The organism is Kosakonia sp., assembly GCF_032104925.1.
Taxonomy (GTDB): Bacteria; Pseudomonadota; Gammaproteobacteria; order Enterobacterales; family Enterobacteriaceae; genus Kosakonia.
The window spans coordinates 54,551-68,119 of the sequence record NZ_DAMCGF010000002.1 but is presented as its reverse complement, the minus strand read 5'-3'; the positions used below and the strand labels follow the sequence as shown (position 1 = coordinate 68,119).

Genomic DNA, 13,569 nt, shown 5'->3' with positions numbered 1-13,569 from the left:
AGAACCGTTTTTCAGTGCGCGCCTTAACTGGTAACATTAGCCTCTTTTTTTAAGGAGCCTGAGATGACAAAGCAGCCCGACGACTGGCTCGACGACGTGCCCGGTGATGATATTGAAGACGAAGATGACGAGATCATCTGGGTCAGTAAGAGTGAAATTAAGCGCGATGCTGAAGAGTTAAAGCAGCTCGGCGCGGAAATGGTCGATCTTGGTAAAAACGCGCTGGATAAACTCCCGCTCGACCAGGATCTGCGCGACGCTATTGAGCTGGCGCAGCGCATTAAGAAAGAGGGTCGCCGCCGTCAGTTGCAGTTGATCGGTAAAATGCTGCGTCAGCGCGATGTCGATCCGATTCGCCAGGCGCTGGATAAGTTGAAAAACCGCCACAACCAGCAAGTTGCCTTTTTCCACAAGCTGGAGCAGATCCGCGATCGCCTGATTGAAGAGGGTGATGATGCGGTGCCAGAGGTGCTGAACCTGTGGCCGGATGCTGACCGCCAGCAGTTACGTTCGCTGATCCGTAATGCGAAAAAAGAGAAAGAAGGGAACAAACCGCCGAAATCCGCGCGTTTAATCTTCCAGTATCTGCGTGAACTGGCTGAAACCAGCGAGCAATAACCTTTCTGCATTATCCCTCTCCTGCGGGAGAGGGCTTTTCCTGCTTCCCTTTTCCTGTTTCAGTTATTCCCTTCTTAATGTGATAAAAAACTAGCTGAATCGTTAAAGCTAATAACATTCTCTATCACATATTTATCATGCATATATCTTTCATTTCATAGATAAATGCGATCAATATCAGCTATTTTCATTCTCATCCTCGCTCATTTTCACCAAATGAAACGGATCACATTTTCTCCCCTGCGCAAAACGTAGATTTCAGCCGTGGTGCAAATAATCGATTCAGCTAAAAAGGACGAAATGATGAAAAAAACCGTAATGCTTTCCGCACTTGCTCTGCTTGTATCTGCTCCGGTAATGGCGAAAACCTGGGTGCTGACAAGTGCTGAAGGCGGCGTTGAGCAGGGAAACTGGCGCATCAGCAGCGATCAGCTGAACATCAAAGATCAGCAGTTCAGCATTGAGCAGGTGGTACTGCATGGTGGCAAACAAGAGGGCAGTAAAGTTATCAAACTGAGCAGTAAAAACGGCCTGACTATCGCGCTGAGCCCGACGCGCGGGATGAATTTACTCTATGCAGACGGTTTTGGCGTGCATATGGGCTGGAATTCACCGGTAAAAGAGGTCGTTAACCCGGCATTCATCAATCTGGAAAGCCGCAACGGACTCGGCTGGCTGGAAGGTTTCAACGAGATGGTGGTGCGCTGCGGTTACGAGTGGACCGGCCATCCGGTAACGGCGGACGGACAGATTTACACCCTGCATGGCAAAGTGGGTAACACGCCCGCTTCGCAGGTTTCCGTCGATGTTAGCGAAACGGCACCCTATGAAATTCGCATTCGCGGATTAGTGAAAGAGAGCACCTTCAAAAAAGCGGATCTGCAAACGGAAATGGAGTTGCGCTACATTCCGGGCAGCAACAGTTTCAGTCTGCATGACGTGCTGACCAACCATGCTGACTATCCGCACGATTACCAAATCATCTACCACAGCAACTTCAGCAAACCGATCCTTGAACAGGGCGCGCGCTTTATTACGCCGTATGAAAACGTCAGCCCGTTCAACGATTACGCTAAAAAAGGGCTGAAAGAGTGGCAAACCTACGCCGGGCCAACCAAGGGCTTTGACGAAATGGTGTTTAATATCAAGCCGCTGGCCGACGCCAGTAAACAGACTGTCGCGGCACTGCTCAACAAGGCCGGAGATAAAGGCGTGGCGATCAGCTATAACACTGAACAGCTGCCAGTGCTGACGCTGTGGAAAAATACCGACACGGAAAAACAGGGCTACGTCACCGGTATCGAGCCGGGCACCAGCTACGCCTATCCGGTGACTATTGAGCGTGAACAAAAACGCGTGAAACAGTTGCAACCAGGCCAGAGCACCCGCTTCGATTTAACCTATACCTTGCTGCACAACAGCGGTCAGGTGGCTGAAGTAGAGAAACGCGTGCAGGAAATTCAGGGCAGCAAAACCCCGCAGTCGATTGAAACGCCGATGGCGAAAGAGTAACGCGCAGGCATAAAAAAACCGCGCCAGGTTTCAGGCGCGGTTTTTTATTCGGCTTAATCTAATCAGGCGCTTTCAGCAGCGAGTTGCGCTTTTTTCGCCAGCCCGTCCAGCAGTTTCTGGTGGATACCGCCAAAGCCGCCGTTGCTCATCACCAGAATGTGATCGCCCGGCTGGGCGCTTTTGACAATCATCTCCGCCAGCGTATCTACATCCGCACTCCAGTACGCAGGCTGTACGCAGGCATCCGCCACTTCCGCCACCTGCCAGGGAATATGCGGCGGCTGCAGCAGGTACACTTCGTCGGCGCGTCCCAGCGACGGAGCCAGATCGGCTTTGCAGATGCCCATTTTCATGGTGTTCGAGCGAGGCTCCAGCACGGCGATAATTTTCGCGGTGCCGCCCACTTTCCCGCGCAGCGCCGCGAGGGTTGCCAGGATTGCCGTCGGGTGATGGGCAAAATCGTCATACACGGTCACGCCATTGGCTTCGCCACGCAGCTCCAGACGACGACGCGCATTGATGAAAGAGCCCAGCGCGTTCGCCGCATCTGCCGGTGCAACGCCAACATGACGCGCGGCGGCAATCGCCATCAGGCCGTTATGCATGTTGTGCTCGCCCACCAGACCCCAGTTCACCTGGCCTACGCATTCGTTATCCAGCCACACTTCCCAACTGGAGGCGTCAGTATTCAGTTTTTTCGCCTGCCAGTGGCCCTGCTCGCCCACCAGCTCCTGCTCGCTCCAGCAGCCCATCGCCATCGTCTGTTTCAGGTTGATGTCGTTTTCCGGCCAGATGATTTTCCCCTGCCCCGGCACGATGCGCACCAGGTGGTGGAACTGTTTCTGAATCGCTTTCAGGTCATCGAAAATATCCGCGTGGTCAAACTCAAGATTATTGAGCACCAGCGTGCGCGGGCAGTAATGGACAAATTTGGAACGTTTGTCGAAGAAGGCGCAGTCATATTCATCGGCTTCAATCACGAAGAACGGGCTCTCACCCAGACGCGCGGATACATCAAAATTGCCCGGTACGCCGCCAATCACGAAGCCCGGTTTGTAACCGCAGGCTTCCAGAATCCAGGTCGCCATGCCAGCGGTGGTGGTTTTACCGTGCGTACCGGCAATGGCGACAACCCAACGGTCGCGCAGCACAAAGTCATGGAGCCATTGCGGGCCCGACATAAACGGAATGTTCTTTTCCAGCACCGCTTCCACACAGGGATTACCGCGCTTCATCACGTTGCCGATGATGACCAAATCCGGCGCCGGATCGAGCTGGCTGGCGTCATAACCTTCAATCAGTTCAATCCCTTGATTCTCAAGCAGCGTGCTCATCGGCGGATAGACACTGTCGTCCGAGCCCGTTACCTGGTGTCCCAGCGAGCGCGCCAGCATTGCCAGCCCGCCCATGAAAGTGCCACAAATCCCCAATATATGAATGCGCATACGTCGTTATCCTTTCTTAAACTGGCGCACATTTTACTCATATGTTTACGCACAGAGAAATGCATTTCAGGATAATCCGCATATAGCTGGCGCGATTCACCTGTGCGCGAGCTTTTGAATGTTTGTTAGTATTGTTACAGGACCTTCGCGTTTTCGTTTGCGAAAGCTCTGGCTGTTACGGCGTCGGCTGTTTACTATCCGGAACTTGCTGTGAGCAGCAACCTGAAAACCACAGGCTACAATCGCTTTACTCCATCATGAAAAATGCAGGGAAAGTGTTATGAAAACGTTAGGTGAATTTATTGTCGAAAAGCAGCATGAGTTCTCGCATGCAACGGGTGAACTGACTGCTTTGCTGTCGGCGATAAAACTGGGCGCCAAGATCATTCATCGCGATATCAACAAGGCCGGTCTGGTCGATATCCTGGGTGCAAGCGGTGCTGAAAACGTGCAGGGCGAGCAGCAGCAAAAACTCGACCTGTTCGCGAACGAAAAACTGAAAGCCGCACTCCGCGCCCGCGATATCGTGGCTGGCATCGCCTCTGAAGAAGAAGATGAGATCGTCGTTTTCGAAGGCTGCGAGCACGCAAAATATGTGGTGCTGATGGATCCTCTGGATGGTTCCTCCAACATCGACGTTAACGTCTCCGTCGGGACAATTTTCTCCATCTATCGCCGCGTAACGCCAGTCGGCACGCCGGTCACCATGGAAGATTTCCTGCAACCGGGCAACAAGCAAGTCGCCGCCGGTTATGTGGTTTACGGTTCGTCCACCATGCTGGTTTACACCACCGGCTGTGGCGTACACGCCTTCACTTACGATCCGTCACTTGGCGTGTTCTGCCTGTGTCAGGAGCGTATGCGCTTCCCGGATCGTGGCAACACGTACTCCATTAACGAAGGCAACTACATCAAATTCCCGCAGGGCGTGAAGAAATACCTGAAGTTCTGCCAGGAAGAAGATAAAGCGACCAACCGCCCTTACACCACGCGCTACATCGGCTCGCTGGTAGCGGATTTCCACCGTAACCTGCTGAAAGGCGGCATCTACCTCTACCCAAGCACCGCCAGCCACCCGGAAGGGAAGCTGCGTCTGCTGTACGAATGCAACCCGATGGCGTTCCTCGCGGAACAAGCGGGCGGTAAAGCCAGCGACGGCAAAAACCGTATTCTGGATATCCAGCCGGAAAGCTTGCATCAGCGCCGTCCGTTCTTTGTCGGCAACGAGCACATGGTGGATGACGTAGAACGCTATATGCGTGAGTTCCCGGACGCGTAATCAGCCGGGCAAAACGAGAAAAGCGCCACGATTGTGGCGCTTTTTTTAGCGTACGAAGGTGCGTTTGACGCGCTCAGACACCACAAAATAGGGGATCCAAATCGCCGCGCTTATTACGCTACGAACCAGTGAGCTTACGGTATCGTAGACATACGGCACATCAAACACCTGATGCGCCAGCCATACATCTACGCCATGAAAGGCAATCCATAACAGCAGAAAACCAATGTAAAAACGCGGAAGCAGCCGTTTCTTGCGAAAGAACAGACTCCCGACGAAGACCGTGTAGGCGAACATTACCCCGTAGAATACCAGTTCGAAAACGAGCATCCCTTTTTGTCCACCAACGAGCACGCTGTAATGCTCCATCACCACTTTGAGCGTCGCGCTGAAAGAGACAATCACGCTCAGCAGCGACAGCACCAGCCCAATAGCAGGAACAAACAGCCAGCCGCGAATTTTTTTAAACTCGCGCACCTCGCACTCCGCGCAGAAATCACTCTCTTTCAGCGCTTCCTTATCGCATTGAATACAGATTCCCATGTCGTTGCCTTTCGTTATCCCTGCGTCTGTAAACGGAATGAAGCCATTGCCTGCAACAATTCGCGCGACTGCTCTTCCAGCGAACGGGTCGCCGCAGAAGATTGCTGTACCAGCGCCGCGTTTTGCTGCGCGGTTTCATCCATCTGGCTGACGGCGATATTCACCTGCTCAATACCGCGGCTCTGCTCCTGCGACGCATTGGCGATTTCGCGCATCAGTTTGGTCATGCGCAACACTTCTTCGGCGATTTCGTCCATCGTTTCGCCGGCCTGCATCGCCAGATCGCTGCCTTCAGACACCTGCGCCTGCGAGCTGCTGATCAGCGCCCGGATCTCTTTCGCCGATTCGGCGCTGCGGCTGGCAAGGTTACGCACTTCACCGGCTACGACTGCAAAACCACGCCCCTGCTCACCCGCGCGTGCCGCTTCAACGGCGGCGTTCAGCGCCAGAATATTGGTCTGGAAAGCAATGGCGTCAATCACGCTAAGAATGTCGGCAATGCGATCGGAACTGGCGGAGATATCGCGCATTTTTTCAATTACATAGCAGACCATTTCGCTGCCGCGATCGGCGGTATCGGAAACCGTCTTCGCCAGTTTGTGTGCCTGTTCGGCGTTGTCGGCGTTCAGTTTCACCGTGGCGGTGATCTGCTCCATGCTGGCCGCGGTTTGCTCCAGCGATGTGGCGGTCGATTCCGTACGCTGCGACAAATCGATGTTGCCCGCCGCCAGTTCACGGCTGCCGGTATCAATTTGCGAGCTGGCATCGCGCACGCGGGTGACCGAACCCACCAGCGACTGGCGCATCTCTTCGATGGCCGCGTTCAGCCGGTTAAATTCTTTGCTACTGACGTCGGTTTTCAGGTAGGTCAAATCCCCTGCCGCCACCTGTTCCAGTTGCTGAATAGACGTATCCAGCGGCTTGAGCAGTAAATGGCGCAGCGCCAGCCAGGCCAGTACGATGATCCCGGCCACCAGTAACGCCACCACCAGAATCAGCAGCATAACGCCGTTTTTGCTGCTCTGAACGGCGCTCACTTCCGCTTTGCCGCGCACTTCGCCCCATTTCTGGAAGGCCTGCATGTCGTTGTCGAACTGGCGGGAGATAGGGATAAGTTTGTTTTCCAGCAGATCGTAATAGGCATCGGCGCTCTGTTGGTTGAGCGCATCCTGCATCGGTTTAATGCCCTGATTGACGTAGTCGCCGTAGCTTTTCGCTAACGCCGCCAGCAGTGCAGCACCTTGTTCATCATCGACGCCCGCCTTAATCACACCAGCAAGCGATTGCTCACCGTGTTCAATTTCGCCATTGATCATCTTTACCGATTTGGCGGCATCGTCCAGCAAACCAACTTCCATCATGCGCACGGCCTGACCCGCTTCATTACGCGCACGCAGGATCAGCGTGTAGCCTTCGCTCAGGCGCGCCATCTTTTCGCCCTGAAGCTGGCTAATTCGCTCCAGCGATGAGGAACTTTTATTGAGTGCATAAACTCCGATGCCGCTAACCAGCAGCAGGAGAAACGTCATAACAGCCAGCAAAGAAAGTAAACCAGTACGGATCGAAAGCGTTTTAAGCATGATGTGAATCCCGGTAGCAGCGATACTTTTTGGCGTAAATTAAGCCGATTCGTCAGTTATCGACCGCCACCGGAATTACTTTAGGGAAAAATAGTCATTTCAATATGTTATTACTTTGTTGCCGTTGTGCTAACGCGTGTAACAGGTGAGCTTTGGCGGTTCTCCCACAGCACCGTTAAGCCACGTTGCAACGCGATAAAAATAAACAACAGGATGCCAATGGCAATCTTGGTCCACCATGAGCTGAGCGTGCCATCGAAGTTAATATAGGTCTGGATAAGTCCCTGAATACCCACGCCAAACAGCGTACCCAACACGGTGCCGACGCCGCCGCTAAGCAACGTGCCGCCAATCACCACCGAGGCGATAGCATCCAGTTCAACCCCCACGCCTGCCAGCGCGTAACCGGCCTGGGTGTAAATGGAGAAGACAATCCCCGCCAGTGTCGCAAGACCAGTCGAGAGCATATAGATACGAATGGTGGTACTGCGCGTTGAGATACCCATCAGGTTCGCGGAAGTGGCATTACCGCCAATCGCGTAGACTTCGTTGCCAAAGCGGGTGCGGTGTGCGAGGAAAATACCGATCACCACCACGAATAACATCAGCAGCCCCATCGCGCTCAAACGTCCGCCGCCGGGGATCATCCACGCCAGGCTGGAGAGCGAATCATAGACCGGGTGATTAATCGGAATCGACTCTTCCGACAGCAGGTAGCTGACGCCGCGCAGGAAAAACATCCCCGCGAGGGTGATGATAAACGCCGGGATTTTTAACGCGTCGATCATAAGCCCCATAAACGCGCCAAACGCAGTGCCCATCAGCAGAATCAGCGGGAACGCCAGCAGCGGCGAGATGCCCCAGTCGCCAATGGCTTTCGCCAGAAAAACCCCGGTAAAGGCAATCACCGAGCCGACGGACAAATCAATGCCGCCAGAGAGGATCACGAAGGTCATACCAACGGCAATAATCCCCAGGAAAGCGTTATCCGTCAGGATGTTGCAAATCACACGTGTCGACGCGAAACCGGGAAACTGCGTTAGGCAGTAGAGGTAGCCGAGCACAAACACGCCCAGCGTTATCATCAGCGGTAAATTACGTTTTATCATGACCGCGTACTCCTTTAATCAGCGCGATAAAGCGCGGCGACTGAACAATCAGCACGCACATCACCACCACCGCTTTCACCACCTGGTTGAGTTCCGGCTGGAAACCGGAGAGCAAAATGCCAGTGTTCATACCCTGAATAATCAGCGCGCCCACCACCGACAGCACAAGATTGAAGCGCCCGCCCATTAGCGAACCGCCGCCGATCACCACCGCCAGGATCGCGTCCAGCTCCAGCCATAGCCCGGCGTTGTTGGCATCCGCGCCGCGAATGTCAGCCGCGACAATCACTCCGGCTATCGCCGCGCACACGCCGCTCAGCACATAGGTCAGCATCACCACAACACGAGTATTCACACCGGCGTTTTTCGCCGCGCGAATGTTGATGCCCACCGCTTCAATGAACATGCCGAGCGCGGTTTTGCGCGTGAACAGCCAGAACAGCACCAGCGTAACCAGCGCGATAATCACCGGGGTGGGAAACAGCAGCAGCGAACCGCTGCCCAGCCAGGCCAGCGACGGAGCGTTAAAGGTGACAATCTGCCCGGAGGTGATCAACTGCGCGACGCCGCGCCCGGCGACCATCAAAATCAGCGTGGCGACAAACGGCTGGATCTTCAAAATCGCCACCAGAATGCCGTTCCATAAACCGGCCAGCACACCGGTGCCGATCGCCGCCAGCAGTACCACCGTCAGGCTGTGTCCGGCGACCGTTAACGACGCCGCCGTCGCGCCGGCAATCGCCATCACCGCCCCGACCGACAGATCAATACCGCCGGTGGCAATCACCAGCGTCATACCAATGGCCAGCAGCGCCACCGGCGCGGCACGGTTAAGAATGTCTATCGGGCTACCGAACAGGCGACCATCCTGTAACACCACCTGATAAAAATGCGGCGCGACCAGGCTATCCACCACCAACACCAGCAGCAGCGCTATCAACTGCGGCGTTCCGGTCGGCCAGTTAAAACGGCGCTTTGGCGGCGTCGTTTGGCCAAGTGATTGAGGCATCACACTCTACTCCTTACGCCGCAATGGCATTCATGATCGCCGGAACGGACAACTCAGCGAGCGGGATCTCCGCCACCTGTTTACGATCGCGCATGATAATCACCCGATCCGCATAGCCGACCAGCTCTTCCAGTTCGGACGAAATAACCAGCAGCGCAAGGCCATCGGCACAGAGGGTTTCGATCAGGCGAATGATCTCCGCATGCGCCCCCACATCGATACCGCGCGTTGGCTCATCGAGGATCAGGAATTGCGGGCACGTCAGCAGCCAGCGTGAAAGCAGCACTTTCTGCTGGTTGCCGCCGGAAAGAAATTCAATCGGCTGCTCGGCGCTCGGTGTGCGAATGCCAAGCTGGCGAATGAAACGCTCGGCAATCGCGTTCTGCTCTTTGCGCGGGATCGGCCGCAGCCAGCCGCGCTGCGCCTGCAACGCCAGCACAATGTTTTCCCGCACCGATGCGGCGGCGATAATGCCGTCGGTTTTACGGTCTTCCGGGCAAAAACCGATGCCCAGACACGAAGCCTGGTGTGGCGAACGTAAAGATTGCGACTTGCCTTTGATGGTCGCGCTGCCGCTGTCGGCGGGTTTAATGCCAAAAATCACTTCAGCGGTTTCGGTACGACCCGAGCCTAACAACCCGGCCAGACCGACAATCTCACCGGGGCGCACTTCCAGATCGAACGGCGCAATCACCCCTTTCTTGCCGTAACCATTGAACGCCGCCACCGGTTTTTCACTCAGTAGCGTGCGCCCGGCACGTTGCAGGGCGTTGCTTTCCAGCTCACGGCCCAGCATCATTTTGACCAGTTCGATTTGCGGCAACTCACTGGTCGGTTTGCAACCGACAAAACCGCCGTTACGCAGCACGGTGATGCGGTCGCTGACTTCATACACCTGATCGAGAAAGTGGGTAACGAAGATCAAGCTGACGCCCTGATCGCGCAACTGGCGCATCAGGGTAAACAGCATCTCCACTTCCTGGGTATCGAGGCTGGCGGTGGGTTCATCAAGGATCAGCACCTTGGCGGAGAGATCGATAGCGCGGCAGATTGCCACAATCTGCTGCATCGCCACCGAATAGCGGTTAAGCGGCTCGCGCACATCCAGTGAAAAGCCGTAGGATTCCATCAGTTCAGTCGCGCGCTTTTCCATCTCTTTACGACGCAATAAACCAAAACGCCGGGGTTCGCGACCAATGAATAAATTATCCGCCACCGACATATTCGGTAGCAGGTTGACTTCCTGGTACACCGTCCCGATGCCAAGCTGCTGGGCGTGGGCGGTATTTTTCGGGTTGATTTGCTGGCCTTCCAGCCAGATAGCCCCTTTATCGGCGTGGTAAACGCCGGTTAACGCTTTAATCAGCGTCGATTTTCCTGCACCGTTCTCCCCGAGCAGGGCCATGATTTCGCCGCGGCGCAAGCTGAAATCCACGTTATCGAGCGCTTTTACGCCGGGAAAAAATTTACTTAAGCCTTCAGTACGCAGGATTTCCTGGTGTGCTTCCGCGTTCATTGTTGACCCCTTACACATTTACCCTCTCCCCGCCGGGGAGAGGGTTTTTGCGACTCAGTAACCCATGTTTTTCTTTTTCTCTAACTCCTCTTTCGCCGTATCCGGCAGATAGAGCGTCGATTTGGTAATGGTCAACTTCGGCGGCAGGGTGCCGTCTTTTTTGTATTTCTCCAGCGCGTCGAACGCCGGGCCTGCCATATTTGGCGTCAGCTCAACGCTGGCATTCGCTTCGCCGTCGATCATCGCTTTGTAGATATCCGGTACACCGTCAATAGAACCGGTAAGAATGTCTTTACCCGGTTTCAGACCCGCTTCTTTGATGGCCTGAATAGCGCCGATCGCCATGTCATCGTTGTGGGCGTAAACCATGCAGATGTTTTTGCCGTTGTTTTCCGCCTTGATAAAGCTCTCCATTACCTCTTTACCTTTACTGCGGGTAAAGTCGCCAGACTGAGAACGGATGATTTTGATGTTAGAGGCTTTCGAAATGGCTTCGGCAAACCCTTTCTTACGATCGATCGCCACGCTCGCACCCACGGTGCCTTGCAGCTCAACGACGTTACACGGTTTGCCATCGACCGTTTTCACCAGCCAGTCACCTATCAGCTTGCCTTCAAGAATGTTGTCGGCGGTCACCGTGGTCATGTAGAGCGATTTGTCTTTGACATCGATGGAGCGGTCGAGCAAGAACACCGGGATTTTGGCGTCTTTGGCTTCTTTCAATACCGGCTCCCAGCCTGTTGCCACCACCGGCGCAATAAAGATGGCGTCAACGCCCTGGGCGATGAACGAACGTACCGCTTTGATTTGGTTTTCCTGCTTCTGCTGGGCGTCAGCAATCTTCAGCGTAATGCCGCGCTTGCTGGCTTCGCTTTTGGCGACGTTGGTTTCAGCGGCTCGCCAGCCGGATTCAGACCCGACCTGCGAAAATCCTACGGTTAACGGGGCGGCCATTGCCATAGACGACATGGCTGCCGAAACTGCTGTGACAAGAAGTAAGCGCTTCCACATAAGAGCATCCTCGAGGGTTATTGTTGGCTACAACTTCACCTGCGGGAAAACTATAGACAATCGAGGATGTAACAGAATGCGTTACATCACAAATCGGAAAAGTGAATGAATTGTTGATGACCAGTTGCGATCTGGCGCGCGAAAAGCGCGGTTTTAATTCACCTCATTTATCCATTGAAATTGCAGAAATTTACTGCGTACGGATTAGAACGAAATTTCGCTGTAATCGGTTACAAAAAATTATTGATGATGCTGCTATGGTTATGGATAAAACGGTCATAAATGGCGTGTCAGAAAGCGTCTGAAAAAGTGTGAGTAAGTTAAAACAGCCCAAGACATTCACCGCCAGTTGGCTATAATACCCGGCACTTGTTTGCCACACATTTTAAAGGAAACAAACATGAGCTTACTGAACGTCCCGGCGGGTAAAGATCTGCCAGAAGATATCTACGTTGTTATCGAAATTCCGGCTAACGCTGACCCGATCAAATACGAAGTCGACAAAGAGAGCGGCGCGCTGTTCGTTGACCGTTTCATGTCCACCGCGATGTTCTATCCGTGCAACTACGGTTATATCAACCACACCCTTTCGCTGGATGGTGACCCGGTAGACGTGCTGGTGCCGACGCCGTACCCGCTGCAGCCTGGTTCTGTGATCCGCTGCCGTCCGGTTGGCGTGCTGAAAATGACCGACGAATCCGGTGAAGATGCCAAACTGGTTGCCGTACCGCACACCAAACTGAGCAAAGAGTACGATCACATTAAAGATGTGAACGACCTGCCGGAACTGCTGAAAGCGCAGATCACCCACTTCTTCGAGCACTACAAAGATCTCGAAAAAGGCAAATGGGTGAAAGTGGACGGCTGGGACAACGCTGAAGCGGCGAAAGCTGAAATCGTTGCCTCTTTCGAGCGCGCAGCGAAGAAGTAATCCGTTTTAGTGAAAAAAGCCCCGGTGCGCGTAATGCGACCGGGGCTTTTTTTCGTCCAGGCTTTGTGGGTTGCGGGTTTAATGACTCTGCCTGAGCCAGGCCACAAAAGGGCAGAGATCGGATTAAGCGGAACGCGCGTTGGCCACCTTACGCTGGCCGGGTTTTATGCCGCCAGGCAGAGAACGCCAGCACAATAACCGTGCTCAGCACCCGCTCCGTGTGGAAATAGTCATGAGTGATATTCACGCTCACACCTGGCGGTATTTGCGGTGCCAGCAGAAATTTATGCCCGGCGACAAACAGGCTAAACAGCGCCACGTTACCCAGCGCCGCCGCCAGGCTTCTTACCACAATCTTCTGCGCGGAAAAACGCTGCCGGGCATTTTGTCGTAGCATCAAAAGCAGTATCAGCAAGCCAGAAAAAGCGAACAGCAGACCGTTAATCAGCGTCGCCAGCATAGCGGCGGAAACGGAGGTCGTTACCAGCCCGGCACGCCCCCAGAAAAAGTGGAGGAAAGGGTAATAAGTGAGGTAGCCAAAACTAAAGAGACCCGCCAGCAGCAGCGCTGCGGCAACTACCCAGGCTGTCTTACGTAACATGTTTCTCGTCCTTACTCGGCTGAAAAGAAAAACCGCGCCAGCGGCGCGGTTCTCTAAGTGTGATTACTTCTGGTACTGCTCGCGGTCGAGCCAGTTACCGCTCTCGATCAAGGTTTTTCCCTCAACCGAACGCTGGTAAACATACATCCAGGCGCTGCCATAAGGCGTCTGGATCAACTGGCGTTTGTATTCACCGCCCGCGGTGCGCAGAGCGTCCAGCTCACCGAGCGTTGCTGCGTCGATACGATAAACTTCGCCCTTGACGCTTCCTTCACCGGCTACTGCGCCCGGATAGTGCCCCAGACTATACAGCTGATGATTTTCGACACAAAAGTCCCCCAGCCACTGAGCATTGGTCATCCAGTGGCTGTTGCCCTGCTTGCGTCGTAAACTGCCGTAGACAAATATTCGCATT

13 protein-coding genes are annotated in these 13,569 nt (G+C 54.3%); 4 read left to right on the top strand and 9 right to left on the bottom strand.

Annotated features, from left to right (window positions below; translation table 11 throughout):
* Positions 1–63 precede the first annotated feature (63 nt).
* Positions 64–618 carry a ribosome biogenesis factor YjgA gene (gene yjgA / locus RT644_RS03415; RefSeq protein WP_017459116.1) on the top strand — a complete coding sequence of 185 codons (555 nt, stop codon included), beginning with the start codon at positions 64–66 and terminating at the stop codon, positions 616–618.
* 303 nt (positions 619–921) lie between these two features.
* Positions 922–2,130, top strand: coding sequence for an aldose 1-epimerase family protein (locus RT644_RS03410; RefSeq protein WP_045514234.1), 1,209 nt, complete (start codon positions 922–924; stop codon positions 2,128–2,130).
* A 62-nt stretch (positions 2,131–2,192) separates the two neighbouring features.
* Here the strand turns inward: RT644_RS03410 and mpl are convergent, their stop codons facing one another.
* Positions 2,193–3,575 carry a UDP-N-acetylmuramate:L-alanyl-gamma-D-glutamyl-meso-diaminopimelate ligase gene (gene mpl, locus RT644_RS03405; RefSeq protein ID WP_097406629.1) on the bottom strand — a complete coding sequence of 461 codons (1,383 nt, stop codon included), beginning with the start codon at positions 3,573–3,575 and terminating at the stop codon, positions 2,193–2,195.
* 280 nt (positions 3,576–3,855) lie between these two features.
* Here mpl and fbp point away from each other — a divergent pair, with 280 nt between their 5' ends.
* The gene (gene fbp, locus RT644_RS03400; RefSeq protein ID WP_020456280.1) at positions 3,856–4,854 is read left to right on the top strand and encodes a class 1 fructose-bisphosphatase; all 999 of its coding nucleotides are present in this window, start codon (positions 3,856–3,858) and stop codon (positions 4,852–4,854) included.
* A 45-nt stretch (positions 4,855–4,899) separates the two neighbouring features.
* Here the strand turns inward: fbp and RT644_RS03395 are convergent, their stop codons facing one another.
* From RT644_RS03395 to ytfQ, 6 genes are all read right to left on the bottom strand, one after another.
* Complete coding sequence (locus RT644_RS03395) at positions 4,900–5,397, bottom strand: DUF2569 domain-containing protein (RefSeq protein ID WP_313625671.1); 498 nt, start codon at positions 5,395–5,397, stop codon at positions 4,900–4,902.
* 14 nt (positions 5,398–5,411) lie between these two features.
* Positions 5,412–6,977, bottom strand: coding sequence for a methyl-accepting chemotaxis protein (locus tag RT644_RS03390; RefSeq protein ID WP_045514228.1), 1,566 nt, complete (start codon positions 6,975–6,977; stop codon positions 5,412–5,414).
* A gap of 110 nt (positions 6,978–7,087) precedes the next feature.
* Positions 7,088–8,086 (bottom strand): galactofuranose ABC transporter, permease protein YjfF, encoded by a 999-nt coding sequence (gene yjfF, locus RT644_RS03385; protein WP_045514226.1) that lies wholly within the window; start codon positions 8,084–8,086, stop codon positions 7,088–7,090.
* Positions 8,073–9,098: a galactofuranose ABC transporter, ATP-binding protein YtfT gene (ytfT, locus tag RT644_RS03380; RefSeq protein WP_161796292.1), complete on the bottom strand. Its 1,026-nt coding sequence runs from the start codon at positions 9,096–9,098 to the stop codon at positions 8,073–8,075. Before ytfT ends, yjfF begins: the two co-directional genes overlap by 14 nt.
* Before the next feature lie 10 nt (positions 9,099–9,108).
* Positions 9,109–10,611, bottom strand: coding sequence for a galactofuranose ABC transporter, ATP-binding protein YtfR (gene ytfR / locus RT644_RS03375; protein WP_313625665.1), 1,503 nt, complete (start codon positions 10,609–10,611; stop codon positions 9,109–9,111).
* A 54-nt stretch (positions 10,612–10,665) separates the two neighbouring features.
* The gene (gene ytfQ, locus RT644_RS03370; protein ID WP_044489552.1) at positions 10,666–11,622 is read right to left on the bottom strand and encodes a galactofuranose ABC transporter substrate-binding protein YtfQ; all 957 of its coding nucleotides are present in this window, start codon (positions 11,620–11,622) and stop codon (positions 10,666–10,668) included.
* 400 nt (positions 11,623–12,022) lie between these two features.
* Between ytfQ and ppa the strand changes: the two genes are divergently transcribed.
* A complete protein-coding gene (gene ppa / locus RT644_RS03365) occupies positions 12,023–12,553 on the top strand; it encodes an inorganic diphosphatase (protein ID WP_020456272.1) in 531 nt (176 codons plus the stop codon).
* 148 nt (positions 12,554–12,701) lie between these two features.
* On the opposite strand, the gene RT644_RS03360 is transcribed toward ppa, so the two are convergent.
* Both RT644_RS03360 and RT644_RS03355 read right to left on the bottom strand, forming a co-directional pair.
* Entirely contained in the window at positions 12,702–13,154 is a 453-nt protein-coding gene (locus RT644_RS03360; RefSeq protein WP_313625662.1) for a hypothetical protein, read from the bottom strand.
* Between the two features lie 63 nt (positions 13,155–13,217).
* Positions 13,218–13,568, bottom strand: a complete 351-nt coding sequence (locus RT644_RS03355) for a gamma-glutamylcyclotransferase (RefSeq protein WP_020456270.1) — start codon at positions 13,566–13,568, stop codon at positions 13,218–13,220.
* Position 13,569: the final 1 nt, after the last annotated feature.

What these genes read in the sequence shown, in the direction of transcription:
- RT644_RS03410 (WP_045514234.1), top strand. Translation starts at nt 922, where the DNA reads ATGAAAAAAACCGTAATGCTTTCCGCACTTGCTCTGCTTGTATCTGCT.
- ppa (WP_020456272.1), top strand. Translation starts at nt 12,023, where the DNA reads ATGAGCTTACTGAACGTCCCGGCGGGTAAAGATCTGCCAGAAGATATC.
- RT644_RS03360 (WP_313625662.1), bottom strand. Translation starts at nt 13,154, where the DNA reads ATGTTACGTAAGACAGCCTGGGTAGTTGCCGCAGCGCTGCTGCTGGCG.
- yjgA (WP_017459116.1), top strand. Translation starts at nt 64, where the DNA reads ATGACAAAGCAGCCCGACGACTGGCTCGACGACGTGCCCGGTGATGAT.
- ytfR (WP_313625665.1), bottom strand. Translation starts at nt 10,611, where the DNA reads ATGAACGCGGAAGCACACCAGGAAATCCTGCGTACTGAAGGCTTAAGT.
- RT644_RS03390 (WP_045514228.1), bottom strand. Translation starts at nt 6,977, where the DNA reads ATGCTTAAAACGCTTTCGATCCGTACTGGTTTACTTTCTTTGCTGGCT.
- fbp (WP_020456280.1), top strand. Translation starts at nt 3,856, where the DNA reads ATGAAAACGTTAGGTGAATTTATTGTCGAAAAGCAGCATGAGTTCTCG.
- mpl (WP_097406629.1), bottom strand. Translation starts at nt 3,575, where the DNA reads ATGCGCATTCATATATTGGGGATTTGTGGCACTTTCATGGGCGGGCTG.
- RT644_RS03395 (WP_313625671.1), bottom strand. Translation starts at nt 5,397, where the DNA reads ATGGGAATCTGTATTCAATGCGATAAGGAAGCGCTGAAAGAGAGTGAT.
- RT644_RS03355 (WP_020456270.1), bottom strand. Translation starts at nt 13,568, where the DNA reads ATGCGAATATTTGTCTACGGCAGTTTACGACGCAAGCAGGGCAACAGC.
- ytfQ (WP_044489552.1), bottom strand. Translation starts at nt 11,622, where the DNA reads ATGTGGAAGCGCTTACTTCTTGTCACAGCAGTTTCGGCAGCCATGTCG.
- yjfF (WP_045514226.1), bottom strand. Translation starts at nt 8,086, where the DNA reads ATGATAAAACGTAATTTACCGCTGATGATAACGCTGGGCGTGTTTGTG.